Genomic DNA, 26,512 nt, shown 5'->3' with positions numbered 1-26,512 from the left:
GAATGAAACAATGGTAAGTGAAAACGAGAGCGGAAAAATTAATGAGCATAGTAAGAATCGGCAGTTAGATCAATATCGAGCGGATGATAACGGGAAAAAGATGACGACTAACCAAGGCTTGCGCATTTCGGAGGATGAGCATTCTTTGAAAGCGGGAACCCGCGGTCCGACTTTAATGGAGGATTTTCATTTTCGTGAAAAGATGACCCATTTCGACCATGAGAGAATTCCTGAGCGAATCGTGCATGCACGTGGATCAGGGGCACACGGATATTTTCAAGTATATGAGCCGATGACTGAATTTACAAAGGCCAAGTTCCTTCAAGATCCTTCGGTCAAGACTCCGGTATTCGTCCGGTACTCCACAGTAGCAGGTTCGCGCGGATCGGCAGACTCGGTTCGGGATGTCAGGGGATTTTCGACCAAGTTTTATACCGAGGAAGGAAACTATGATTTGGTCGGGAATAATATTCCGGTATTTTTTATCCAGGATGCAATTAAGTTCCCGGATTTGATTCATGCTGTAAAGCCTGAGCCTCATAATGAAATTCCACAGGCAGCTTCTGCACATGATACTTTTTGGGACTTTGTCGCCAATAATGAGGAAACGGCACATATGATCATGTGGCATCTTTCCGATAGGGCGATTCCGAGAAGCCTCAGGATGATGGAGGGGTTCGGCGTTCATACATTCCGTTTTGTGAATGAAGAAGGCGTTTCCCATTTCGTTAAATTCCATTGGAAGCCTGTCCTTGGCGTTAAATCGCTCGTCTGGGATGAAGCGCAGAAAATCGCCGGAAAGAATCCCGATTTTCACCGTCAAGATTTATGGGAAGCGATCGATACAGACAATTATCCTGAATTTGAATTTGGCGTGCAATTGATCAAGGAGGAAGACGAATTCAATTTCGACTTTGATATTCTTGATCCCACTAAACTATGGCCTGAAGAACAGGTGCCAGTGAAAATAATCGGGAAAATGGTTTTGAACCAGAATCCTGATAACTTTTTTGCGGAAACCGAACAGATTGCTTTCCATCCGGGACATGTTGTACCGGGCATCGATTTTTCCAATGATCCGCTGCTTCAAGGACGTTTATTTTCGTATACCGATACACAGCTCTCCCGATTGGGCGGACCGAATTTCCATGAGCTTCCGATTAACAGGCCCGTTTGCCCTTTTCATAACAATCAGCGCGACGGGATGCATCGGATGACAATCAATCCAGGACCGGTCAGCTATCATAAGAATTCCCTTGCAGGCAACTCACCGGTACCTGCTTCAGAAGCGGAGGGCGGCTATGCACACTATCAGGAAAAGGTCGATGGCAGGAAGGTGCGCCAGCGCAGTGAAAGCTTCAAGGACCATTACAGCCAAGCTAAATTATTCTGGAATAGCATGACGGAAGTGGAGAAGGAGCATATCATTGCCGCTTTCCACTTTGAGGTGGGGAAAGTGAAAAGTAAGGACGTTCAGCAGCAGGTTGTGGAGATGTTCAGCAATGTCGATCTTGAGCTGGCGGAAGCAATCGCCAAGGGTGTGGGAGCGAATCCTCCATCTAATAAAAATGAGGTCGAGACCGAGTTGACTTCTCCTGCGCTAAGCCAGGAACTGATGAAAGTGAAAACCGCCGCAACAAGAAAAGTGGCAATCCTCGCAGCAGATGGTTTCAATGGAACTGAGGTCAATCAAGTATTGGAATCATTCAAGGCAGCAGGAATAACCGCGGAAATCGTCAGTATTAATCGGGGCATGATTACAAGTGCAACGGAACAGCAAGTTGAAGTCGACCAGACATTCCTGACAGCCGACTCGGTACTGTACGATGCCGTATATGTAGCAGGAGGTCAGGAAAGTGTTGATGCTCTAAAAGCAACGAAGAACTCCATTTTCTTTGTGAATGAAGCCTACAATCATTTCAAGGCAATCGGTGCAGGAAAAGAAGGAGCCGAGATATTGACGAAGGCAGGCATAGGTTCCTTTGATCCCAATGCAGGCGTTGTGGCCATCGCAGATGAAAAGAGCGGCACTGCCTTTATCGAAGCCATTGCCAAGCATCGTCACTGGATACGGGCATGATGAAAGAACCCCAGACCGCTTAGGTTTGGGGTTTTCTTATATTTCCATCAAGCTACTTCGCTTTTTCTTCAAAAAGGGAAGCAATTCCAACGATCACCTTTGTCGCCAGCATCATATTATCGACGGAAATGAATTCATATTTGCCATGAAAATTCTCGCCGCCGGTAAATATATTGGGTGTCGGAAGGCCCATATATGATAATTGGGAACCATCCGTACCACCGCGTATGGGTGAGATTTTAGGTTGTATACCGAGTTTTTCCATTGCCTCATGGGCTATGTCCACGATTTCTTTGACTGGCTCAATTTTTTCCTTCATATTGAAGTATTGGTCCTGCAATTCAAGCTCGATGCTTTTTTGTCCATACTTTTCTTTTAACTCTTCGATGAGGTGCGTGATATATTCCTTGCGATCATTGAATTTTTGGCGTTCGAAATCCCTGATGATGTAGGAAAGCTTGGTCTCTTCGACATCACCGTGAAAGGATAGCAGATGGTAAAAACCTTCGTAGCCCTCCGTATGTTCCGGTGCTTCTGCCGCTGGTAGCAAATTATGAAATTCCATGGCGATTTTGGCCGCATTGACCATCTTCCCTTTGGCGGTACCAGGGTGAATGTTCGTGCCTTTGATTTTGATTTTGGCCGATGCCGCATTGAAACTTTCATATTCAAGTTCGCCAAGAGGGCCCCCGTCGACCGTATAGGCAAATTGGGCACCAAAAGCGTCGACGTCAAACTTATGGGGACCTCTGCCGATTTCCTCATCAGGTGTAAAGGCGACACGGATTTTCCCATGCTTGATTTCCTGATGCTGAATCAAATGATTCATGGCCGTCATGATTTCTGCAATGCCGGCCTTATTATCTGCGCCCAGCAAGGTTGTCCCATCGGTCGTGATCAACGTATGCCCTTCATAATTCATAAGTGAAGGGAATTCATTCGGAGAAAGGATGATTTCCAATTCTTCATGTAAGGTAAGATCGCGGCCATCGTAATTTTCAACGAGCTGTGGTTTCACGTTTTTCCCTGTAAAATCCGTTGCTGTATCGATATGGGCCAAAAATCCAATCGTTGGGACCTTTTTATCCGTATTGGATGGAAGTGTCGCCATCACATAGCCATTACCATCAATCGTCACTTCCTCCATACCTATCGATTGCAGTTCTTTCACCAAGATATTTGCCAAGGTCAGTTGCCCAGGTGTAGAGGGGCATGAGGGATTTTCCTCATTGGATTGTGTATCCACCTTCACATAAGAAGTAAATCTATCTATGATATCATTCTTCATTTGCCCATCAGCTCCTTTTTACCTTATCTTACCACGGATGGTTGTGTGGCTAACAGTAGTTGGATGCGGGAAGCGTGGGAAAATTTAGATTTTTCAGCACGAAAACAGCATGCAGGTACCGGCATGCTGTTCTTGTCTATATCGGAATGTCAGCTTTGTGCCGCTCCAAGCGGCGTATCATTCAAGGCCCAAACAGATACGCTCTTTCCATGTACGGGAAAGGTCGCGTAGCCGTCTTCTTCAATGGTGATGTGATCATCTCGGTGAAAAGTTAAATCAGTCCAGATTTCGCCAGCACGGTGTTCACCCACGAACATTCTTTTTTCGCTGTTGTTATCTGCATTGCTGACAATGATGGCACACCCCGAGCCTTGCAGCTCGTCGACCCCTAAACGGACCCAGCCTACTGTATTTGGGTCATCAAAATAGTCCTTCTGTTCCCCATACGCTTTTTCATACCTGGCATGCAAAAGGCGATCCAATATATCCTTTTTGCCTGGGACCGGAGAAGGGCCGCCAATTCCGTAATAGTCCCCATAGAAGACACAGGGATATCCGCAAAGCCTAAGCAGGATTAAGGCATATGCAGATGGTTTAAACCAATCCTTCACCCACGATTCCAGTGATTCATGAGGCTGGGAGTCATGGTTGTCGACAAAGGTGACAGCCTGTTCCGGATTGGTTTTAACGAGGGTATCATCAAAGATGGTTGAGAGATCGAAGTCAGATCCTGCGTTTGAGGCCTCGTGAAATTTATAATGCAGGGAAACATCGAACAAATTGAGGTCATGATTGGTTTGCTCCAAATAATTTTGACAAGCTTTAACATCGGCCTTCCAAAACTCGCCGACCATGAAAAAATGTTCGTTTGTATAAGGAATGAGTTCTTGTAAAAAGTCATTAATGAATTCATAATCAATATGCTTCACTGCATCCAAGCGGAAGCCATCACATTTTAATGTATCAACCATCCACTTTCCCCAAGTAATCATTTCCTGGCGGACTTCCGGCAGGCTGTAATCGATATTCGCGAACATTAAATAATCGTAGTTGCCGAATTCATCAATGACGTGCTTGTTCCAGTGTTTGTTTTCCCCTGTTATCCGGTAGACACCCATTTTGTCGTTTTCGGCATCATAGTCAGTCCCGTTGAAATGTTCATGGTTCCACTTGAAATCAGAGTATTGGTTATTACGTCCCGGAAAGTCGAATGTCGTCCAGCCTTCGATTTCGAATGGCTCTGATATATCTTCCATGCGGTTTTCCGGATTGACCTCAATGACTTCGAATTTCTCGGTTCCATCAGCGCCAGCTTTGTGATTCATGACTAAATCGATGTAGACGCAAAGTCCGTAATTATGACAGGTGGCGATTGCTTGGTGCAGTTCTTCTTTTGTCCCATATTTGGTACGGATCGTTCCTTTTTGGTCAAACTCGCCTAAATCGTACCCGTCATATATTCCATAACCATTATCACCAATGGACTGCCCTTTGGTAACGGGCGGAAGCCAAACACAATCAATACCTGTATCCTTCAACTTGGAGGCCGCATATTTCAATCTGTCCCAATGTGAACCATCTGCCTCAAGATGCCACTCGAAAAATTGCATCATCGTATGATTTCTTTTCATCCGTTCCCCCCCTGACACCGACGCGTTTTGGCATTAATACTTAACGATCGGATAAACTAATAATGGAAATCTTTACCCTTTATATTCAAATGGTAAACAAGTAGATAATCCTCTGGAGGTTCATTTGTCTTTATATTTTACTATTTTATACCAAATAAGGGTAAATTATATTGAGCGGCGGTTAAAAATATTTTAATGGCCGGCCATTCATATAAAAAATTGTCGAATATTCAAGGAGTTGCGACATAAATCGAAGGTATTATCCTTCTTCCCGATATTAGGAGATTTCATTTGTAATCATTGCCCATGGTTTTTTTATACATACTATTGAATATACTTATAAGGACCTTTATAATACATATATTTGTATATTTTTTATAATTTGTTAATAAAAACTTTATAATAGGAGCAAAACAGTGAAATCTAAAATGGTTGATTTAATAATGTATCTTATATTAATTGCCTTTTGTACTTATTGGTTAATTTCGGAAGAGTCACCTGCTGTATATGTTGGGATATATGTTGTATGTGCATTAATTTTCCTTGTTTATAAAACTAAGAAATTAAAAGAGTCCCGCTGATTTAGCGCCCGTGGTTTTGAAGGATTTGAACTACGTCCGTCACCCCTGCAGGCACTCCCTATCCGCGGGCGATTCTTGCCTCCTCCGTTCCGATCTACAAAGTCATGAACGTTTGTTGAAGCTATTTTGCCGACATGAACAAGGCATCCCGAATACTTTGGGATGCCTTGTTCATGTGGGGGGGTGGTCCTTATCCAGTTTTGCCCCTTCGTCTAAAGAATTGGGCGAAAGCCAATGCGCCCAATAATAAGATTAGGAGCACAAGAGATAGAATGACCGTTTCTTTGGAATAGCTGCTGTTTCCCGGCCCCTTTTGGTTCATCATCCCATTTACATCAGGTGGTGAACCATTCCCGCCGGGATTCATGTCAGGGGGATGCATGGCGGGCATATCCCCGCCGCCGCCCATGTTTGGTGCTTGCAGGCCTCCAGGTTCTTCAGCACCCATATTAGGAGCCTTGACGCCCATGCTGCTCTCTGCCTCAGCTTCGATAACAAGGTCTCCAGAAAGCTGTGCCAAGATGGATTCAGCACGTTGAGAAGCGAACTCAACAAGGGTTTCCTCACCGGATGTTGCTTCTATGAACTCGTTCATTGTATAAAACTTGGTTGGATCACTTTTCACATATGGCGTGATCAATGTTGTAATTTCGGAGGTCATTGCTGTCATTTTTTCTTTAGAGAAAAAATCTGTGGCAATGCTGTCTAGATAATCATAATATTTTTCACGGTATTCATCGTTAGAAAGAAGGGCCTTCAATAAAGGGCGTTCATCAAGGGACGTGCCTGAAACAGGCTCTGTGATGCTGAAGTTGATGTTATTCTCATTCATGAAATTGGAGCTCATATCCATCATTCTGCCACCGTTCATATTCGGTGCTTCTTCAGGAAGCTTCGTGTCATCCTGCTCAGCATCATTGTCCTTGGCAGTCACTTCATTTCGATTTTCTAGATTGGTGTCTCCTCCCTGTCTCCCTCCGCCTCCGGAATAACCGCCAAATGACATATTATAGTCCCAAGGCAGTATCGAAAAGATCCCGTTCTCTTCATATAGGTAGTAATTGTGCTTTTTATCTCCTTGATAGTGATCAAGATTGACAAGGGCAGTGTTGGCTGCGAAGTAGCGCAGCATTTCATCAACATCCAGTACTTCCTCCAGATTGCCTTCATTATTGATGGCATCGAGCATGTTGATCATGGCGGATTGGTCCGAATGATCGTTTGTTTTCAGATTCAATCCTGTGTAAGCATCAATGTCTTCGCTGATCCATTTTAAATCGCTTCCAGTACCATCAGGATAATAGAGATCGCCTGTACCATCAGCGAAGTTGGTATTTAGGAAGGTTTCCTCTATTGCTTCCACACCTAAGTAAAGGCCCCATTCCTTCCCGTTGATGGTCACGTACATATAAGAATGTCCTGGTGTCGCGATGCCCATCTTTTCCATTAACTCATAGGAAAGGTATTCTCTCATATAAGTGGGATCGCTGTAATTATTGTTTAGTGCCAACTTTTTCAGGCCGTGTAAATCTTGATCTTCCTGATAATGATCGAAATCTATCTTCCAGCTATAACGGTCTGAATCGCCCATTTGAACAACGGAATTCAAGGAGAGATTTCCTTTGGTGCGAAAACCTACATTTTTCACCGTCTCCCCATCTATCGTTACATCGGCGTTAACGATTTCCTTTTCAGATGGGTTATCCAGGATGGTATCCAAATCATCATCAGCTACTGTGATGTCAACCTTCGTCACCTTACTTTGGTCAAATACAGATTCTGTATAGGTATTCCCTTTGGTGGCTTTTTCAACTTGAAGTTGGGGAAGGAAGAACATCACTGCTATGAAAATCATGATCAATAATCCAATCGCCGCTGCAACATATCTTGATTTTAACATGCCTAGGCTCCTTCCTCCTGCCGTCCTTCATATGCGTCAAGCTGTGAAGTTGCCATCATAACTCAACATGATGGCAGAGTGAACGCTGTTCATGTCCTTTACTTGATTAATGAAATCCGCATTATTATCTTTCAATCGGATTTCATATGTCACTTCGAGGTTATTATCCGCCATGACTGATTTCGATTTGACCGAATGCTTTTTCACCTTGCTGGATATCATTTCTTCCAAGTTTTTTTCTATTGAAGCATCTGAATATTTAACGATTAATAAAAAAGGATTTTCAATAGTGATCCGATTGGCAAATATAAGCATGACGATGCCTATCAAAATGGCACCGATGATGACGAGAGGAATTAATCCTGCGCCGCATAAAATACCGGAGGCCGCTGCCCAGAATAAGAAGACCAAGTCCATGGGATCTTTGATCGGTGTTCTGAATCGCACGATGGATAGTGCACCGACCATGCCCAGGGAGATAACGATATTAGTTGATATGCCCATGATGATCAAAGCCGTGGCCATTGTCATGATGATGAGGGAAATGTTGAAATTGTGTGAGTACATCACACCAGAAAAAGTCTTTTTATATATGACGTAAATGAACAATCCGATGGCAAATGCCAACAGTAATCCAATCAGGGAGTCAATGATTGAAAAGCTCTCGGTCTTGTCCAAAAAGCTCGATTTGAAAATATCATTAAACGTGGTGCTCGTTGTCGTCGTGTCCATTTGCTGTTCCTCCAAATCGTATGTTTTGCTTATCAGCCGTATCTTCGGCTTAGCTGATATTTTGAAAAAGCTGTTTTTCTAGTATCGATGATGGATAACAATTGTTTGATGATATCCGGAAGAAATTCGTCAAACTTTATTTCCAGGATGATAACATCCGGTTCCATGGCATCGACCACGATTAATTCGGGATTGAGGAAGTCCGTATCCCGATAACTCGTTTTTACGTGACTGTCAAAGGTGACCCTCACATTTCCGTACTCATAAATGAAAACCTCCCTTTCATAGTCAACGACGGTTGTAGGCTTGATTTGGAAGAGGGTCATTTGTACGTATAAGTCCCTGAGGATACATCTTGAATCGCTGGACATCCAATCAATATCACCTGAACGGATCCGTTCGTATTCTGCGGCAGAAAGCCTGCACTTCTGTTTGTAGGTAAGGTTATTCCGTTTACTCTTTTTTTCCAGATTGATGAAATCGGTATTATGATCGTAAAGCCTGGCCCTGAACTTATCCCTATGATAGAATCCCTCTGTTTTTTGCCGAAGGATTTTGTTGTCGAAGTTATCGAAATAGACACTTCGAATTAAATACCTCCCATCCTGCCCATGGGGATCGAGCGTCATGAAGTTTTGCAGGCTATTTCTTAATAAATGACAATCCGCTTTGGTGATTGCATGTTTGAGCTCCCGCCTGCCCTTTAAACCATTCATTGCCGTTCCTCCTTTTTCATGATTATTGTCAGCCTTCAGCTTATAAACTCAATCTTAATAAAACCTTAAGAGCGTGTTTATGTTTAAAAATGCATGGAGAATATGTCCCATTTTTAACCTATTCTTAATTTTATTGGTATTTATTAGAAGAAAAATGGGTGAATTAACTCATTGAGAATAATAATCATTGTCATTAAAATGAAGATTGTGTAATTGAAAATGATAATTATTATCAGTTAATATACTAGGAGGCTCATTATGGCAACTATCACAACTACTAAAAATGATCAATTGCTGGAACAGCAAAACACAAGGGAATCAAACGCTCGTTCATATCCTAGAAGATTACCCATGGCCATCGAAAAAGCGGAAGGCATTTACCTTACAGACATGGATGGGAAAAAATATATAGATTTTCTTGCCGGAGCCGGAACATTAGCGCTTGGACACAATCACCCGGCTGTCCTTGAAGAAATGGAAAAAGTTCTTAAAAATAAAAGTCCCTTGCATACTTTGGACTTTACTACACCGATAAAAGAGCAGTTCATTGATGAAATTTTTGAATGGCTGCCTGAAGAATTCCGAAAAAATGCAAAAATCCAGTTTTGTGGCCCTACTGGAGGCGATGCCATTGAGGCCGCACTTAAGTTAGTTAAAACCGCTACAGGCAACAGAGGCATTTTATCATTCCAAGGTGCCTATCACGGGGCAACGCACGCGACGATGTCAATCAGCGGAAATACAAAACCGAAGGAAAAGGTGCAAGGGTTGATGCCAGATGTACAATTCCTGCCATATCCATATCAATATCGCTGTCCTTTCGGAATTGGCGGCGAGGATAGTCATAAAATCAGCAGCCAATATATCGAAAATTTGCTGAATGATCCCGAATCCGGATTATTGGCTCCTGCGGGAATGATTTTAGAGGCCGTGCAAGGGGAGGGAGGTTCCATACCTGCGCCGATCCCTTGGCTTAAGGAAATCAGAAGGATAACAAAAGAGAAGGGCATCCCGCTTATCATTGATGAAGTTCAATCAGGTATAGGACGCACAGGCAAAATGTTTGCCTTTGAACATGCAGGGATCATACCGGATGTTCTTGTCCTATCTAAAGCAATCGGCGGAAGCCTGCCGTTATCTGTCGTGATCTATCATAAAGATTTGGATGTCTGGACTCCAGGTGCACATATTGGTACGTTCCGCGGAAACCAATTGGCTATGGCAGCAGGCACTGCAAGTTTAAAGTTCATGAAACAGGCCAACCTTATTGAGCATGCAGCTAAGATGGGTGAAAAGTTACAGGATATCCTCAAAGATTTGCAAAAGGATTTTCCACAGATTGGCGATGTCAGAGGTCGCGGCCTAATGGTTGGTGTTGAAATGGTCGATCATCAAAAAGCGCAAAATCAAAATGGGAGTCATCCAGCCAATTCCGAACTTGCCAGTGCGATTCAACAGGAGTGCTTCCAAAGAGGTTTGATTTTAGAAGTCGGAGGCAGACACGGAAGTGTAGTGAGGTTCTTACCGCCATTGATCGTGACGGAAGAACAGCTGCAAGAAGCTACTGAAATCTTTGAACAAGCTGTCCATGCAGCGGTAGCAAGGGGCTGAAGCGATGATTGAAACATTAAAGAGAGCCGATTTTGCTTATGCTCCATTTTTCTTGAATAACGAGGAAGGCATCCGTAATTACACGCAGTCTTTAAAAATCATGGAGAACACGTTAATTCACTTTTTAGACGGGAACAATTCACCATACTCTGGTAAAAAACCGCACGATTTGGAAGCTAGGATAAATGAGTTGTCCATAACTTCCCAAAAAGGGGAGACCTTTGAGTCGGTCGCGGCCGAGCTAGCTGAATTTGTGATCAATGACAGCATGAATGTACACAGCCCAACCTGTATCGGGCATCTGCATTGCCCGACGTTAATACCTGCCGTTGCTGCCGAGTTGATCATCAGTACGTTGAATCAATCGATGGATTCATGGGATCAAAGCTCGACTGCAACATTTGTTGAAGAGCGAATAATCGATTGGCTGTGCAATCAGGCAGGATTACCGGAACAAGCAGATGGGGTTTTTACAAGCGGAGGTACACAATCCAATTATATGGGCCTGTTGCTGGCCAGGGACGCTTATTGTAAGCGTATCTGGAATGTCGATGTCCAACAGCAAGGACTGCCAGCCGATTCAAAAAAACTAAGGATTTTATGTTCGGAGGCCGCCCATTTTACGGTTCGTAAATCGGCGGCACAGCTGGGGCTTGGTGAGCAGGCGGTAATTACGATTAAAACGGATTCAAAACACCGTCTATCCATCGATGAAATCAACCATCAGCTGAAGAAGCTGAAGGAGCAGGATTTACTTCCATTTGCCATTGTTGCAACGTGCGGAACAACGGATTTCGGTTCCATCGATCCATTGGCCGAATTGGCTGAAATTGCAAAGTTGAACGGGATCTGGCTGCATGTGGATGCCGCATATGGTGGCGCAATGATGTTAAGTCATGATTTCAAAGCATCGATAAAGGGAATGGAAGCAGCTGATTCCATTACAGTCGATTTTCATAAACTATTCTATCAACCAATAAGCTGTGGTGCCTTCCTTGTCTCGGATCGTGACCACTTTAAATATATCCAGCATCATGCCGATTACTTGAATCCCGAGGAAGATGAAGCGGAAGGAATGGTCCACTTAGTCAATAAATCGATTCAAACGACGAGAAGATTCGACGCTTTGAAGCTTTGGCTGTCATTAAAGGTGGTTGGTCTGGATACCTTTGGTGAGATGATTGACTATACATGCCATCTTGCGCGTGACGCAGCGGCAATGATTGATGATGAGGCCGGATTCCGTGTATTGAACAGGCATCCTGAATTGAATGCTGTCGTATTCCGTTATGATCCAGAGGGAGTAAGTGCTCAGTTAACAGATCAGTTAAATAAACAGATCCAACAGGAACTATTGAACAATGGACGGGCATTTTTAGCGAAAACCCGTTTCAATGGAGAGGTTTATTTAAAAATGACCCTACTGAATCCGATGACAACGCTTGAGGATATAAAAGAAATACTAGACGAGATTCGCATCCTAGGTGAAATGTTCAATATGATGGAGGAATGAAGATGAATAGTAAGCAAATAGCCCAAAGGGCGACGATGCAAAGCTTTCTGAATTGTTATTTCAGGGAAACCGGGAATGGCAGATTGGGAGAATCGAAGAACTGGCCTGAATTGGAGGGGGCAGTTCCGGATTCTTTAATCGTTTGCAATCTCCCATCCCAAAATATTACCTTGCTTGTTCCACTTAAGTATTGGTCGAAAACAGGGCGTCATATTTTCGCTTTCCCGGCCTATTACCGAACATCGTCCAAGCAGGTATGCGAATTGGACTACGTGACAATGGTTTCCGCGATATCCAAGGAATTATTGAATGAGCATGGCAGAACAGATAGCGAAGAGGAGCTGATGCTGCGCGTCATCCTCAGCAGCCAAAATATCCAACGCTATGTTGAAGCCAGGTTTGAAGACTATGACGCCCTTCAAAGCAGCGACTTTACATATATCGAGGCCGAACAGTCCCTCTTGCTTGGTCATCTGCTCCATCCTACTCCAAAAAGTAAGCAAGGCATTTCGGAACGGGATGAATCGATTTATTCACCTGAATTAAAAGGCGAGTTCCAGCTGCATTACTTTTTGGCCGAGCCGGCAATCGTCATCCAGGACTCCAGTGAAGCATTGTCTGCAAGTGAAATCATCAAAACGGAATTAATGGCAGACACTGAAATTTCGAATGAATTCCGTGACAAGTATTGCCATGAAGATAGCCAATATATCATTATTCCGGCACATCCGCTTCAGGCAAAGGATCTTGTCGAAAAAGATGAAGTGAAGGGGTTAATCGAGTCAGGACAGCTTATCCATGCAGGTCCGCTAGGGAAAAAGTTTACGGCAACTTCTTCATTCCGGACGGTCTATAGTGCTTCATCCCGGTATATGTATAAGTTTTCGGTGCCGGTCAAAATCACGAATTCATTACGTGCGAATCTGCAAAAAGAACTAGATCGCGGTGTGGAAATTGCGAGATTATTGGATTCGAAATTAGGTGATGACCTCAAAAAACACCATCCTGCCTTCCGTGTCATAAAGGACCCTGCGTACTTAACGATTAAAACAACAGAACATGACTCAGGCTTTGATGTAGATATAAGGGAAAATCCTTTCTTTGAAGACGATAAACATACCAGTCTGATAGCCGGCCTTTGCCAGGATAATGCCTTTGGAGCACCTTCCAGGCTGGCAGCGATCATCCGCCAATTGTCCGTTGATGAAAACCGAACGACAGAAGATGTGAGCATCGATTGGTTCACTAGCTATCTGTCGATGACAGTGAAGCCAATGCTTTGGTTATTTGAAAAGTATGGAATCGTTCTGGAGGCCCATCAGCAAAATTCCATCATCCAGCTTCAAAATGGGTATCCTTCCATATTCCATTACCGTGATAACCAAGGATATTACTATTGCCAATCCAAGGTGGACCGCTTGTATAGCATCCTTCCCGAGCTTAGCAAAAAAAGCTTTACCATATGTTCCGATGAAGTTGCAGAAGAAAGGCTGCAATACTACTTTTTCTTCAATCACATATTGGGAGTGATCAACAATTTCGGTACAGAGGGACTGGCTTCGGAACAGGCATTACTGCAAATCGTCCAGGAACAATTGGAATCGATCAATGCCATGAGTGATGATGAAGGGTTGAATCGAGTTGTTTCCAGGCTGCTTCAAGAACGAAAACTACCATGTAAAGCGAATTTACTGACACGTTTTCATGACTTGGACGAGCTGGTGGGTTCACTGGAAACCCAATCCGTCTATACGACCATCGAAAATCCATTTGCACAAGGGGTCTTGGCTGCCAATGAAAAATAGTTATGAAGAAATGCTGAAAGACCATCGTCAGTTGCTATCATTTGTCAAAGTTGAATTTGATAGGGATATCGATACGCTGCACGGTTGGATGCATGAAGAACATGTGATACCCTATTGGAATTTGAATTTCACAAAGGAAAAATTTTCGCGCCATTTACAAAAGGCATTGGCTGATTCACATCAAACACTATATTTAGGGTGCCTCGATGAAACACCAATGAGCTATTGGGAGTCGTATTGGGTAAAAGGCGATATCATTGAAGACTATTATGATGCCGAGGAGGGGGACCAGGGAATTCATTTGCTCATTGGCAATCCTGAATACCTTGGAAAAGGGCTGGCTTTGCCATTTTTACGGTCGATGGTGAAATACCAACTCCTCACTTCCAGTACCAAAAAGGTGATGGCCGAACCAGATATTAGAAACAAAAAGATGATTCATCTGTTTGAAAAATGTGGGTTCACTCCAATGAAAGAAATTGAACTTCCAGATAAGACCGGTTTGCTTATGGCTTGCACGCGTGAGAACTTCGAAAGGAAGTGGAAATATGGAGAAGCAACGATTTACCTATGATGTGATCGGGGTCGGAATCGGTCCTTTCAATCTTGGGCTAGCCGCCCTATTGGAAAAAACTCCAGAACTGAATGCTCTCTTTTTTGAAAGGAAGCAGGAGTTTAATTGGCATGAAGGGATGCTGCTCGAGGGAACGACGTTGCAGGTGCCATTCTTTGCTGATTTAGTTAGCATGGCAGATGTGACAAGCAAATATAGTTACTTGAATTATCTACAGCAGCATGACCGGCTTTATCATTTCTACTTTCTTGAAAAGTTCCTGATCCCACGGAAGGAATATAACGACTATTGTCGCTGGACGGCCAATCAACTCGATAGCTGCCGCTTTGGAAAAGCGGTGGAAACGATCGAGTATATAAAGGATCAAGAAGAGCCGATTTACCGAATACATGTAAGGGATGAACAAACCCGGCAGGTTGAGGTGTATCATAGCCGTCATGTTGTATTGGGAATCGGAAGCGCCCCTGCGGTGCCCTCTGCATTTAGTTCATTTATAGGAGATAGCATCCTGCATTCTGCCGATTACTTGCGGAATAAGGAAAATATCTTGAACAAAAAATCAATAACGGTTGTCGGTTCGGGCCAGAGTGCAGCCGAGGTGTTCGAGGATCTGTTGAATGAGCAAGAAAATCATGGGTACCAACTGAATTGGTATACAAGGTCAAAAGGATTTTTCCCAATGGAATATTCAAAACTTGGCTTGGAATACTTCACTCCGGATTATCTCGATTTCTTTTATCGCCTGCCGCAGGAGAAGAAGGATGAAATTCTGCCAAAACAGGACCTTTTGTATAAAGGAATAAGTGCGACGACGATTGCATCGATCTTCGACAAAATATATGAGAAATCAATTGGAAATGCCGAGCTTGACATTGAGCTTAGGGCAATGACTGAAGTTTCCTCCTTGAAACCCTCTGATGGCGGATGGACATTGAAATGTCATCAATGGGTCGAAGAAAGCGACTTTAATGTGGATACAGAGGCGATCGTATTCGGAACAGGATATAAATCGACCGTTCCTGCCTTTCTTGATGGCATGGAAGACCTCATTGTCCGTGATGAACTTGGTCGTCTGGAAATAACCCAGGACTACCGGATCGGTACAACCGTTCCTACTCCCAATCACCTTTTCATCCAAAACGGAGAGATACATACGCATGGTGTAGGTGCACCGGATTTAGGGCTTGGGGCATTCAGGAATTCGATTATCATTAACCGAATAGCGGGTAGGGACGTGTATCCAGCCGAACCAAAAGGAGCTTTTCAATCATTCCGTGTAAAAACGCCGGTCGCGGCCTATTAATAGAGTGAAGGGGAGTCAGTGTATGCAATTCATAAATGAAGTGGAACAGGCGGCTACGAAAAAAAGTTGGTCGATCGTAAACCAAAGCCTGCTCGCCAAAATGATCTCCGAATATATGTATGAGGATATGATCCATCCAGCTGTCTTGATGGAAGATGCAGCAGCAGGAAACTTATATGAGCTAAAGATAAATGAAGATATATCATATCGATTTTTAGCATGGCCGCGCCTATTTGACAGCTATGAAGTTCGAGCTGATTCGATTTCAGTCTATGAATCGGCAACTGGAGAAGCAACACTGGCCGATGATGCCATTCAATTCATTTTGGATCTTCAGCCGCTGATTGGGATGACGGCAGAAACAACCGGCCATTTGATTAAGGAATTTAATCATACATTATTAGCCGACCTGCAACTGCTAGCCAAACCTGGAAAAAGCGCTGATGAGTTGGTCGAGCTGGATTACGCATGGCTTGAGGGAGAAATGAGCGGGCACCCTTGGATCGCCTATAATAAGGGGAGAATTGGATTCGGTTATGATGATTATTTGAAGTATGCCCCGGAAAATCAGGAGAAAATTCAGCTATCATGGATCGCCGTCCATAAAACAAGAGCCGCTTTCAATTCCATTGAAACCTTGGACTATAAACAATTGATGGAAAATGAACTGGATAGGAAAACCCGTAACGTTTTTGCTGATAGATTGGGAGAGAAGGGCTTAGAAGAGAAAGACTACTATTACCTGCCGATTCATGAATGGCAATGGAAGAATATCATCATCCAGAATTTCACAGATGATTTGGCGAAGGGATTGATCGTGGCTTTAGGAAATGGCCCAGATGATTATCTGCCGCAACAGTCGATCCGGACCTTCGTTAATATGTCCAATAAGAACAAGCACCACGTCAAGCTGCCAATGAGCATTTTAAATACGCTCGTCTATCGCGGATTGCCAGCAGAACGTACGGTCATTGCTCCAAAAATCACGGAGTATATTAAGAACATTTACGATAATGATCGCTATTTAAAAGAAGAATGCAAAGTGGTGCTTCCTGGTGAAATCGCCAGTCTAAATGTCGATCACCCCTATTTCTCAAAGCTAAAAAACGTACCTTATCAATACTTAGAGATGCTTGGCGGCATTTGGCGCGAAAGCATATACAGTTATATGGGGGAAGGCGAGAAGCCCATTACGTTAGCGTCGCTCCTGCATGTGGACCACGAAGGCAAGCCGTATGTTGAAAGCCTGATCGAAAAGTCAGGGTTAACCGCTGCAGAATGGACGGACCAACTATTCGAGGTCATCCTTTCTCCGTTATTACATTTCATTTATCAATACGGAGTTGTTTTTTCACCACATGGCCAAAATACGATTTTAGTTTTGAAGGATTACAAGCCGCATAGGCTGGCAATCAAGGATTTTGTAGATGACGTGAATATAAGTGATCAGCCGCTTCCTGAATTGAGCGAACTTCCTGATGATCTAAAAAAGGTACTAAGGTGCGAGCCGCCTGAAGGTCTCGTTCAATTCATTTTCACGGGACTCTTTATTTGTCATTTCCGTTACTTGTCCACGCTCCTGATGAAAAGGCAATTATTGAATGAGGATGTCTTTTGGGAAGGCGTCACGAAAGCAATCCTTGCACATCAGCAAAAGTTTCCGCAGTTGCAGGACCGTTTCGACCTATTCGATTTCTTTGCCCCGAAATTAACGAAGCTCTGTTTAAACAGAAACAGGATGCTTCAATATGGGTATGGTGATGGCGAAGATCGTCCGCACGCATCAGAGTTCGGATACGTCAAAAATGCTCTATACGAAAAGCTACCTGCCAAATCCATTTAATCACTATGCTGGCTCAAAACCATTGGGCCAGCATTTTGCTTTGTTATTGGATTTGAAGGCAGTAGGGGAATCGTTCACACCGCTCGAAAGCGCGTGCCTGGAGCGGAAGGCAACGTCACCAATGTACAATATCTCATCACAAATTACTGAAATCTTCAGAATCGGGCAATCATAAGTTTTGGTTTCAATTACCTAAAAATTATCTTAAGAATAAAACTTGCCGTGCAGATAATTTGGTGATAAGCTATATGTAAACGGTTACACAAATTATTGAGGTGGATACGGTGGCAACTATTCGGGAGGTTGCAAAGGAAGCTGGGGTTTCCGTTGCAACGGTTTCTAGAGTCATGAATGGCAGCGGTTATGCCCATGAGGACACAAGGAAGGTCGTCATGGCGGCTGTTGAAAAACTGAATTATAAACCGAATGAAGTGGCAAGGTCCCTCTATAACCGTAAATCCAAATTGGTTGGCTTGATCTTACCGGACATTACGAATCCTTTCTTCCCGGAAATGGCAAGGGGTGTCGAGGATTACTTACAGCAATTTGGGTATCGGCTGATATTCGGGAATAGTGATGAGAAGAGAGATAAGGAAATAGAATATATCGACACCTTTCTACAGAATAATGTAGTGGGCATGATTGCTTCGACGAGTGAAGAGGCCAATGAAAATTTTGATAACCTGGAAATCCCGGTCGTCCTTCTTGACCGAACGGCAGAGAAATTGCCAGCCGTCTATTCCGACCAAAAGACGGGCGGCAGGCTGGCAGCACGTGTATTGCTCGATCGAGGCAGTACAAATATCGTCCTGATCAGGGGACCGGTGGAAATAAAGCCTGTATATGAACGGTACACGGCTGCATTGGAGGAATTGACACAAGCAAAGGTGAATGTGCAGGTCATGGACTCATCCCTCACCCTTCAAGGAGGACAAAGCTGTGTGCGGCAGCTTTTCGAGCAGTATCCGAATACGGATGGAATCATCGCTTGCAATGATATTGTCGCAGCTGCGGCCCTTCAGGAAATCTTGAAACGGGGAATCCGGATTCCGGAGGATATTCAATTGATCGGCTATGATGATATCGCATTCACGGCGTTATTGCACCCACCGCTGTCGACCATTCGCCAGCCAGCCTATGAGATGGGTGCACAAGCTGCGGAAATGTTAATCAGGAAAATCAATCAAGAAAAGATAGCAGAAACACATAAGAAGCTACCTGTTTCTTTTGTGGAAAGACAAACAACGAGAAGAAAGGTGGAAAAGCCGTGATTAAAATTGCAGTGGTAGGTAGCTCTTCAATGGATTTAGTGGTGACATCAGCCAAGCGTCCAAAAGCTGGGGAAACGGTTTTAGGAGATTCATTTATCACGGTCCCAGGAGGTAAAGGAGCCAATCAGGCAGTGGCAGCAGCTCGTCTTGGAGCAGATGTATCCATGATTGGATGTGTAGGAGATGATTTTTATGGAGAAATCATTTTAGAAAATTTGAAAAAAAATCGCGTGAATACGGACTATGTGGAACCGGTTACAGGTTCGGCCTCCGGTACGGCACATATTATCCTTTCCGAAGGAGATAACAGCATAATCGTCGTTAAAGGTGCAAATGATTTCATTACACCCGATTATGTGCAAAAGGCCCAAAAAGTCATAGAGGATGCGGATATCATCATGGTTCAGCAGGAAATACCGGAGGAGACGGTCGAATATCTTGCTGAATTGTGCAAAACACTCAATAAAAGATTGCTCTTGAACCCAGCTCCTGCCCGCAAGCTAAGCGAGGCTGTCATTCACCAGTCAGCATTCCTGACGCCCAATGAACATGAATTCGAAATACTTTTCAATGGGAGAGATCGAGCTGAGGTCCTGACTGAGCATCCGAATAAGTTATTCATTACAGAAGGAAAAAATGGCGTCCGATATTTTGACGGCCATGAAGAAAAGGTCGTTTCAAGCTTTGTGGTGGAAGCGGTGGATACGACTGGTGCTGGCGATACATTCAACGCAGCTTTTGCGGTGGCCGTTGCAGAAGGGAAAAGCTTTGACGAATGTTTGATTTTCGCTAACCGGGCAGCTTCCATTTCAGTGACGAAGTTAGGGGCCCAAGGCGGCATGCCGCATAGGGAGGAAGTCGAAAGGGGCCTTGAAGCATGAAACGTCTAGGAATCATCAATAGTTCGATAGCCAAGGTCCTTGCCGACCTTGGTCATACGGATTATATAGTTGTAGGTGACGCCGGGCTGCCGGTTCCATCGGGAGTCATTAAAATAGACTTAGCACTGACTCCCGGGACCCCATCGTTTCAAGCTGTCATCGAGGCCGTTCAGGAAGATATGGTCATTGAAAAGGTCATTGCCGCTACTGAAGTGAAAGAGAAAAATTCAGGACAGCATCAATATATGGAGCAGCAATTCGGCGAAGCGATTGAATATGTTTCACATGAGGAGTTCAAGAAGCTGACTGGTAAAGCGAAAGCGATCATCCGCACTGGGGAGACGACGCCGTATTCGAATTGCATTTTGCAGTCTGGAGTATTCTTTTAAAGAAAGAGGTGAAGAGCCATGCAAATCGAAATGCACGATATATATAAGGCATTTGGTCAAAATAAGGTATTGGAGGGTGTTCAATTTTCGTTGGAGGCTGGTGAGGTACATGCGCTCATGGGGGAAAATGGAGCAGGTAAATCAACCTTGATGAACATTTTGACTGGTCTTCATAAACAGGATCAAGGAACGATCGAGATTAACGGCAATGAAACCTCATTCAAGGATTCAAAGGAAGCGGAAGAAGCGGGGATGGCCTTTATCCGTCAGGAACTGAATATTTGGCCGGAAATGACCGTGTTGGAGAACCTATTCATCGGCAAGGAAATGGTCAATAAGTTAGGTGTCCTAAAGTCGAAACAAATGAAAGCGCGTGCAAAAGAAGTTTTTAAAACGCTTAATATATCACTTCCCTTCGATAAGGAAGCCGGCCTTTGTTCCGTAGGTGAACAGCAAATGATCGAAATTGCCAAGGCGCTAATGACGGAGGCGGAGGTCATCATCATGGACGAACCGACCGCAGCATTGACCGATAGGGAAATCGAAAAGCTTTTTGAAGTGATGAAGGGCCTTACCCAAAAGGGCGTATCCCTTGTTTATATCTCTCATCGGATGGAGGAAATATTCGCCATTTGCGATAGGATCACCGTCATGCGTGATGGTAAAACCGTCGATACGAAAAGAATCGTCGATACGAATTTCGATGAAGTCGTACAAAAAATGGTCGGTCGGGAGCTGGAGGATCGGTTCCCTCATCGTCATGCGGATCTTGGCGATGTAGTCCTTGAAGTAAAAGGATTAACGAAAAAAGGGATGTTTGAAGATATCAATTTTGCAATCCGGCAAGGTGAAATTGTGGGTGTAGCCGGATTGATGGGAGCAGGCAGAACGGAAATCATGCGCGCCCTTTTCGGTGTCGACCAAATAGATCGCGGTGAGATTACCGTTGAGGGCAAGAGGGTTGCCATACGAAAACCGGCGGATGCGGTACGGCACGGTTTGGCGTTCATTACGGAAAACCGTAAAGAAGAGGGGCTGATCCTCGATTTTTCAATAAGGGAAAATATCGGTTTGCCCAATTTGAAGAGCTTTGCTCCAAGCGGGCTCGTGAAAACGGAGGATGAGAAAAACTTTGCAGATATGATGATCAAACGACTTCATGTAAAGACATCCTCTGCGGAAACGATCATCGGCACCCTTTCCGGGGGTAATCAGCAAAAAGTCGTCATCGCGAAATGGATCGGCACCTCCCCGAAGGTATTAATTATGGATGAGCCTACAAGGGGAATCGATGTTGGCGCAAAACGGGAAATTTATGAATTGATGCATGAATTGACGGAGCGGGGGATTGCCATCATCATGGTTTCTTCTGAACTTCCGGAAATCGTTGGAATGAGTGATAGGATCCTTGTCGTTCACGAAGGTGAAATCGCAGGGGAATTGTTAAAGCAGGAAGCGACACAAGAAAAAATTATGGCATTGGCGACAGGGGGGAATTAGGATGAAACTTGAGGCTACAGGAAAAAGCGGGATCTGGCAAAAATTCGGTCCGTTACTCGCCTTGTTCCTATTATTTATCGTAATAACCGTATTAAATCCATCATTCATGGAACCGAACAATATCTTGAATCTATTGCGTCAAACCTCCATCAATGCGCTTATCGCATTCGGGATGACTTTCATCATATTGACAGGGGGCATCGACTTATCCGTCGGTTCCATTCTGGCATTATCCAGCGCACTTATGGCTGGCATGATGGTTTCTGGATTGGACCCGATCCTTGCAATATTGGTAGGCGTACTACTGGGTACAATAATGGGTGTAATCAATGGAATTCTCATATCAAAAGGAAAAATGGCTCCTTTCATCGTTACACTGGCTACGATGACGATTTTCCGTGGCTTGACGCTCGTTTATACCGATGGAAAGCCGATAACGGGCATTGGTGATTCGGTCTCGTTCCAAATGCTTGGGAGAGGGTACTTCCTAGGTTTGCCGGTACCGGCGGTCGTGATGATCATTGCCTTTTTCATCCTATGGTTCCTGCTTCATAAAACATCGTTTGGCCGCAAAACGTATGCCATTGGTGGAAATGAAAAGGCTTCCCGTATATCCGGGATTAAAGTCGATCGCGTGAAGGTGGCCATTTATGGGCTGGCAGGTACGATGGCTGCCATTGCCGGCGCCATTTTAACCTCCCGCCTGAATTCGGCACAGCCAACGGCAGGGCAATCCTATGAAATGGATGCCATTGCAGCCGTTGTGCTTGGCGGGACGAGCCTATCAGGTGGTAAAGGGCGATTGTTCGGCACGCTCGTGGGTGTCCTGATCATCGGCACGTTGAATAATGGCATGAATTTACTTGGTGTATCCTCTTTCTACCAACAAGTGGTAAAAGGTGCAGTTATATTAATCGCGGTCTTACTTGACCGTAAAAAATCATAAGCAGAGGTGTAATATATGAAAAAAATCGTATCGATCATCATGGTTCTTTCTTTAATGGTCTTGGCGGCATGCTCAATGGATTCGGGTCTGAAAGATGATAAAAAAGAAAAGAAAGACTCTGTAAAAGGCGTAAAAATCGGTGTCAGCATTTCCACTTTAAATAATCCTTTCTTCGTTTCATTAAAGGATGGGATTGAAAAAGAGGCAAAAGAAAAAGGCATGAAGGTTACAGTCGTAGATGCCCAAGATGATACGGCTAAACAAATTAGCGGAATTGAAGACTTAATCCTTCAAAAGGTGGATGTCCTTGTAGTGAATCCGACAGACTCTGCGGCAATTTCTTCAGCCGTTCAATCTGCAAATGATGAAGGGATTCCTGTCATTACGATTGACCGCTCATCAGATGAAGGCGATATCGAAACATTCATCGCCTCCGATAATGTCGCTGGTGGGGAATTGGCTGCGGAATACCTAGTGAAAGAGCTTGGTGAAAAAGCTAAGGTAGTTGAGCTTGAAGGTGTATCTGGAGCGTCTGCAACTCGTGAACGTGGAAAAGGCTTCCATAATCTTGCGGACAAGCAATTAGATGTCGTGACAAGCCAGACGGCAGAATTCGACCGGACAAAAGGTCTTAACGTAATGGAAAATATTTTGCAAGGAAATAAAGATATCCAAGCGGTATTCGCACATAATGATGAAATGGCATTAGGTGCCATTGAAGCAATCAAGGCAGCAGGCAAGGATATCATCGTGGTAGGCTTCGATGGCAATGATGATGCATTGAAGGCTGTCGAGAGCGGTGAACTAAAAGCTACAGTTGCCCAGCAACCTGCTTTGATTGGTGAAGAGGCGGTCAATGCGGCTGAAAAGATCTTGAAAGGCGACAAAGTCGAAAAAACCATTTCCGTACCGCTGAAATTGGTCACAAAAGAATAAACAGCGAATATTGAGAGTGCCGGGGCTTTTCCGGCACTTTTTTTGTTGATGGTGATTTTTATGGGAACAGGCCGATTCTTTAAACAAAAAGAAGCGGCCCGTGTGTCGGACCGCTCCATGAATAAGTATCTGTTAGGTTACAGTATCCCTTGAGTGAGCATGGCATCCGCCACTTTAAGGAATCCAGCAATATTGGCACCAACAACCAAGTTGCCAGGCTCACCGTATTCATCTGCCGCTTCTACACTGTTTTTATAGATGTTTTTCATGATGGCTTGCAATTTGGCATCGACTTCTTCGAACGTCCAAGGCATTCTTGCACTGTTTTGAGCCATTTCAAGTGCAGAAACGGCTACCCCGCCTGCATTTGCCGCTTTTGCAGGCCCAAAAAGGATGCCATGATTAAGGAATACATCAATTGCCTCAAGGGTCGAAGGCATGTTGGCACCTTCGCCGACCGCTTTCACATTATTTTTGATCAGCAATTTTGCCGCTTCTTCATCAATTTCATTTTGTGTGGCACAAGGAAGGGCGATATCGCATGGTACGGACCAAATCCCATAGCTGCCTTCATTGTACTCCGCATCCGGGTGTGAATGGACATACTCACTCAATCTTTTTCGTCCCACTTCTTTTAACTGTCTAATCGTATCAAGGTTCAAACCTTTTTCATCATAAATGTAGCCGTTGGAATCACTGCAGGCAACGACTTTAGCGCCCAATTGCTTAGCTTTCTCCATCGCATAAATGGAAACATTGCCTGATCCTGAAACGACAACCGTGCTTCCATGGAATTGTAACCCTTTGTCCTTAAGCATCTCTTCGACGAAGTATACTGTCCCATAACCAGTCGCTTCGGTACGGGCCAAGCTTCCGCCATAGCTTAATCCTTTACCAGTTAAAACACCGGCATGGTAGCTGCCTTGCATCTTTTTATATTGGCCGAAAAGATAACCGATTTCCCTTGCGCCAACGCCTATATCACCAGCTGGTACGTCTGTGTCGGGCCCGATATAACGACTGAGCTCGGACATGAAGCTTTGGCAAAAGCGCATGATTTCCGAGTCCGATTTGCCTTTCGGATCGAAATCCGATCCGCCTTTTCCTCCTCCGATCGGCTGGCCTGTAAGAGAATTTTTAAAGATTTGCTCGAAACCAAGAAACTTTATGATGCTTGAATTGACTGTGGGGTGAAAGCGCAGGCCGCCCTTGAATGGACCGATTGCACTGTTGAATTGAACGCGGAAACCGCGATTAACTTGGACATTGCCCAGGTCATCGACCCAGGAAACGCGGAAGTTGATCATTCGTTCTGGTTCAACCAATCTTTGTAATATTCCATTTTTCATATATATGGGATGCTTTGCAAATACGGGGACAAGCGAAAGGAATATTTCTTTGACGGCTTGATGGAATTCACTTTCATGTGGATTACGTTCCTTAACCTGCGCGTATACATGTCTTACGTACTCTTTGGCTACCTGTAATTCTTCATGATCGACTTTTAGTGAAGTTGTCATTGAGTTTGCTCTCCTTATCTGGAATTATAAATGAATCAAGCTATCTGCTTTTGGATGATTCCTTCATGATATACCTAAAAATCTCATGGAACAATCTGAATATTAGATCAATTATTGACCGATTTGATATGAAAGAGGGAGCTTGAAGATGAAGCTTAAAGTGGAATAGAACTCATCATATATACTGAAATAATACAATTCTTCATTATATTTGCATAAACCCCTATTAAAATCGCTTTTATGAAAGCGTTTTTATTTTATTGGTATATAAATACGCCTTACATTGTCTGAAAATTCATGTTATTATACGGACAGGCATCATGGCCGGTGTCACGATTTGTGATAAATGAAGGAGATTGATTTTTCTCTGGACAGGGACTTTTTTTGGGTTTATTTATAGTGAATATTCTGATAAATGATGAGGAGAGGAAATAAATTGAGCAGGAAAGCATATATCAACGATCGAATGTACAGGGCATCTACAGGAATAGCCAATGCAGTTTTGGTTACGTTAGGAATCGGGTTATTATTTGAATCCATTGGAGGGTATTTAGGCTGGGAGGTCTTCCTTGCAATAGGCGGAGCCGCAAAGGTCCTGCTTGCACCTGCGCTTGGGGCAGGCATTGCCTATCAGCTTGGAGGGAATTCATTGATCATCTTTAGCGCAATGGCTTCGAGTGCGGTTGGCGGTGCTGCGATTCACAGAACGGCAGAGGGGGCTTTCACGATCGTTACGGGGCAGCCATTAAGTGCCGTCCTGGCAGCAGTCATTGCAACCTATGTAGGTAAGCGTCTAATTGGCAAAACAAAGTTGGATATCATGGCGATTCCTTTGGGGGCAGTTCTTGTCGGCGGGGTTTCCGGTTATGGACTTGCTCTTGTAACCACACCATTGCTAACTTGGTTAAGCGGTCAAATCACCGCAGCCGTTGGAGGGTCGCCTTTAATCGGATCCATGGTCATCGCCTTGGTATGGAGCGTTTTATTGATGACACCAGCTTCATCCGCTGCCCTTGCGATCGCCTTGCAATTAGATCCCGTTTCCAGTGCAGCAGCTTTAATCGGCTGTACCGTTCAGTTTGTCGGGTTCACTGTCATGTCTTATAAAGATAATGATATGGGCGGTTTCCTGGCGCAGATGGTCGTTACGCCAAAAGTCCAGTTTCCCAATTTAATCAAAAAGCCATTATATGTCGTCCCCCCTTTCATTGCGGCAATCATTTGTGCCCCGATCGCTACCATGGCATTTGATTTTCAGGTACCGTATGAGCTTGGGGGCATGGGGTTAAGTTCAATGATTGCCCCGATAGCCATCATTACAGGGCAAGGATTGTATACATTCTTGGTTTATGTAGCTGTGGGCATGGTCTTGCCGGCATTGATCACCCTTGCCCTGCATCGAGTGCTGAAGCTGATGGGTAAAGTGAAACCGGGCGATCTTCACTTGGAAGTATCATAAACAAGATTTTATTAGGAACCAGCCTGGACAACC

The 26,512-nt window shown here is 44.2% G+C and carries 20 protein-coding genes; 14 read left to right on the top strand and 6 right to left on the bottom strand.

Annotation, left to right across the window (positions count from 1 at the left end; genetic code table 11):
• The first annotated feature begins 10 nt into the window (after positions 1 to 10).
• On the top strand, positions 11 to 2,080 hold the full coding sequence (locus ABE28_RS23615; RefSeq protein WP_064466979.1) for a catalase: 2,070 nt from the start codon (positions 11 to 13) through the stop codon (positions 2,078 to 2,080).
• A 52-nt stretch (positions 2,081 to 2,132) separates the two neighbouring features.
• On the opposite strand, the gene pepT is transcribed toward ABE28_RS23615, so the two are convergent.
• The 5 genes from pepT to ABE28_RS23590 form a co-directional block, all read right to left on the bottom strand.
• The gene (gene pepT / locus ABE28_RS23610; RefSeq protein ID WP_064466980.1) at positions 2,133 to 3,368 is read right to left on the bottom strand and encodes a peptidase T; all 1,236 of its coding nucleotides are present in this window, start codon (positions 3,366 to 3,368) and stop codon (positions 2,133 to 2,135) included.
• A gap of 149 nt (positions 3,369 to 3,517) precedes the next feature.
• Entirely contained in the window at positions 3,518 to 4,999 is a 1,482-nt protein-coding gene (locus tag ABE28_RS23605; RefSeq protein ID WP_064466981.1) for an alpha-amylase, read from the bottom strand.
• A 771-nt stretch (positions 5,000 to 5,770) separates the two neighbouring features.
• The gene (locus ABE28_RS23600; RefSeq protein ID WP_064466982.1) at positions 5,771 to 7,480 is read right to left on the bottom strand and encodes a CotH kinase family protein; all 1,710 of its coding nucleotides are present in this window, start codon (positions 7,478 to 7,480) and stop codon (positions 5,771 to 5,773) included.
• A 36-nt stretch (positions 7,481 to 7,516) separates the two neighbouring features.
• Positions 7,517 to 8,212: a DUF4956 domain-containing protein gene (locus ABE28_RS23595; RefSeq protein ID WP_064466983.1), complete on the bottom strand. Its 696-nt coding sequence runs from the start codon at positions 8,210 to 8,212 to the stop codon at positions 7,517 to 7,519.
• Between the two features lie 32 nt (positions 8,213 to 8,244).
• Positions 8,245 to 8,928: a polyphosphate polymerase domain-containing protein gene (locus ABE28_RS23590; RefSeq protein WP_064466984.1), complete on the bottom strand. Its 684-nt coding sequence runs from the start codon at positions 8,926 to 8,928 to the stop codon at positions 8,245 to 8,247.
• Positions 8,929 to 9,186: 258 nt separating this feature from the next.
• Here ABE28_RS23590 and ABE28_RS23585 point away from each other — a divergent pair, with 258 nt between their 5' ends.
• The 12 genes from ABE28_RS23585 to rbsB all read left to right on the top strand — a co-directional run bounded on the left by ABE28_RS23585 (position 9,187) and on the right by rbsB (position 23,500).
• Positions 9,187 to 10,539, top strand: coding sequence for an aspartate aminotransferase family protein (locus ABE28_RS23585; RefSeq protein ID WP_064466985.1), 1,353 nt, complete (start codon positions 9,187 to 9,189; stop codon positions 10,537 to 10,539).
• A 4-nt stretch (positions 10,540 to 10,543) separates the two neighbouring features.
• Positions 10,544 to 12,052, top strand: a complete 1,509-nt coding sequence (locus ABE28_RS23580; RefSeq protein ID WP_064466986.1) for a pyridoxal phosphate-dependent decarboxylase family protein — start codon at positions 10,544 to 10,546, stop codon at positions 12,050 to 12,052.
• A 2-nt stretch (positions 12,053 to 12,054) separates the two neighbouring features.
• Positions 12,055 to 13,857, top strand: a complete 1,803-nt coding sequence (locus tag ABE28_RS23575) for an IucA/IucC family protein (protein WP_064466987.1) — start codon at positions 12,055 to 12,057, stop codon at positions 13,855 to 13,857.
• A complete protein-coding gene (locus tag ABE28_RS23570) occupies positions 13,847 to 14,431 on the top strand; it encodes a GNAT family N-acetyltransferase (RefSeq protein WP_064466988.1) in 585 nt (194 codons plus the stop codon). Before ABE28_RS23575 ends, ABE28_RS23570 begins: the two co-directional genes overlap by 11 nt.
• Positions 14,406 to 15,734: a lysine N(6)-hydroxylase/L-ornithine N(5)-oxygenase family protein gene (locus ABE28_RS23565; protein ID WP_064466989.1), complete on the top strand. Its 1,329-nt coding sequence runs from the start codon at positions 14,406 to 14,408 to the stop codon at positions 15,732 to 15,734. Before ABE28_RS23570 ends, ABE28_RS23565 begins: the two co-directional genes overlap by 26 nt.
• Positions 15,735 to 15,756: 22 nt before the next feature.
• The gene (locus ABE28_RS23560) at positions 15,757 to 17,577 is read left to right on the top strand and encodes an IucA/IucC family protein (protein WP_064466990.1); all 1,821 of its coding nucleotides are present in this window, start codon (positions 15,757 to 15,759) and stop codon (positions 17,575 to 17,577) included.
• A 284-nt stretch (positions 17,578 to 17,861) separates the two neighbouring features.
• Positions 17,862 to 18,848, top strand: coding sequence for a LacI family DNA-binding transcriptional regulator (locus ABE28_RS23555; RefSeq protein ID WP_064466991.1), 987 nt, complete (start codon positions 17,862 to 17,864; stop codon positions 18,846 to 18,848).
• A complete protein-coding gene (gene rbsK / locus ABE28_RS23550) occupies positions 18,845 to 19,729 on the top strand; it encodes a ribokinase (protein ID WP_064466992.1) in 885 nt (294 codons plus the stop codon). Before ABE28_RS23555 ends, rbsK begins: the two co-directional genes overlap by 4 nt.
• Positions 19,726 to 20,118, top strand: coding sequence for a D-ribose pyranase (gene rbsD / locus ABE28_RS23545; protein WP_064466993.1), 393 nt, complete (start codon positions 19,726 to 19,728; stop codon positions 20,116 to 20,118). The genes rbsK and rbsD overlap by 4 nt, the downstream gene beginning before the upstream one ends.
• Before the next feature lie 18 nt (positions 20,119 to 20,136).
• Complete coding sequence (locus ABE28_RS23540) at positions 20,137 to 21,618, top strand: sugar ABC transporter ATP-binding protein (RefSeq protein ID WP_064466994.1); 1,482 nt, start codon at positions 20,137 to 20,139, stop codon at positions 21,616 to 21,618.
• Between the two features lies 1 nt (position 21,619).
• Positions 21,620 to 22,564, top strand: a complete 945-nt coding sequence (locus tag ABE28_RS23535) for an ABC transporter permease (protein ID WP_064466995.1) — start codon at positions 21,620 to 21,622, stop codon at positions 22,562 to 22,564.
• Between the two features lie 15 nt (positions 22,565 to 22,579).
• Complete coding sequence (gene rbsB / locus ABE28_RS23530) at positions 22,580 to 23,500, top strand: ribose ABC transporter substrate-binding protein RbsB (RefSeq protein WP_064466996.1); 921 nt, start codon at positions 22,580 to 22,582, stop codon at positions 23,498 to 23,500.
• Positions 23,501 to 23,637: 137 nt separating this feature from the next.
• Here rbsB and gdhA read toward each other — a convergent pair whose 3' ends face one another.
• Positions 23,638 to 25,020, bottom strand: coding sequence for an NADP-specific glutamate dehydrogenase (gdhA, locus tag ABE28_RS23525; protein WP_064466997.1), 1,383 nt, complete (start codon positions 25,018 to 25,020; stop codon positions 23,638 to 23,640).
• A gap of 418 nt (positions 25,021 to 25,438) precedes the next feature.
• On the opposite strand from gdhA, the gene ABE28_RS23520 reads away from it, so the two are divergent.
• A complete protein-coding gene (locus ABE28_RS23520; RefSeq protein WP_064467295.1) occupies positions 25,439 to 26,479 on the top strand; it encodes a PTS sugar transporter subunit IIC in 1,041 nt (346 codons plus the stop codon).
• Positions 26,480 to 26,512: the final 33 nt, after the last annotated feature.

It is taken from the genome of Peribacillus muralis, from assembly GCF_001645685.2.
Taxonomy (GTDB): domain Bacteria; phylum Bacillota; class Bacilli; order Bacillales; family DSM-1321; genus Peribacillus; species Peribacillus muralis_A.
Note: the sequence above shows the minus strand (reverse complement) of the source record. Positions and strands in the feature narration are given on the sequence as shown.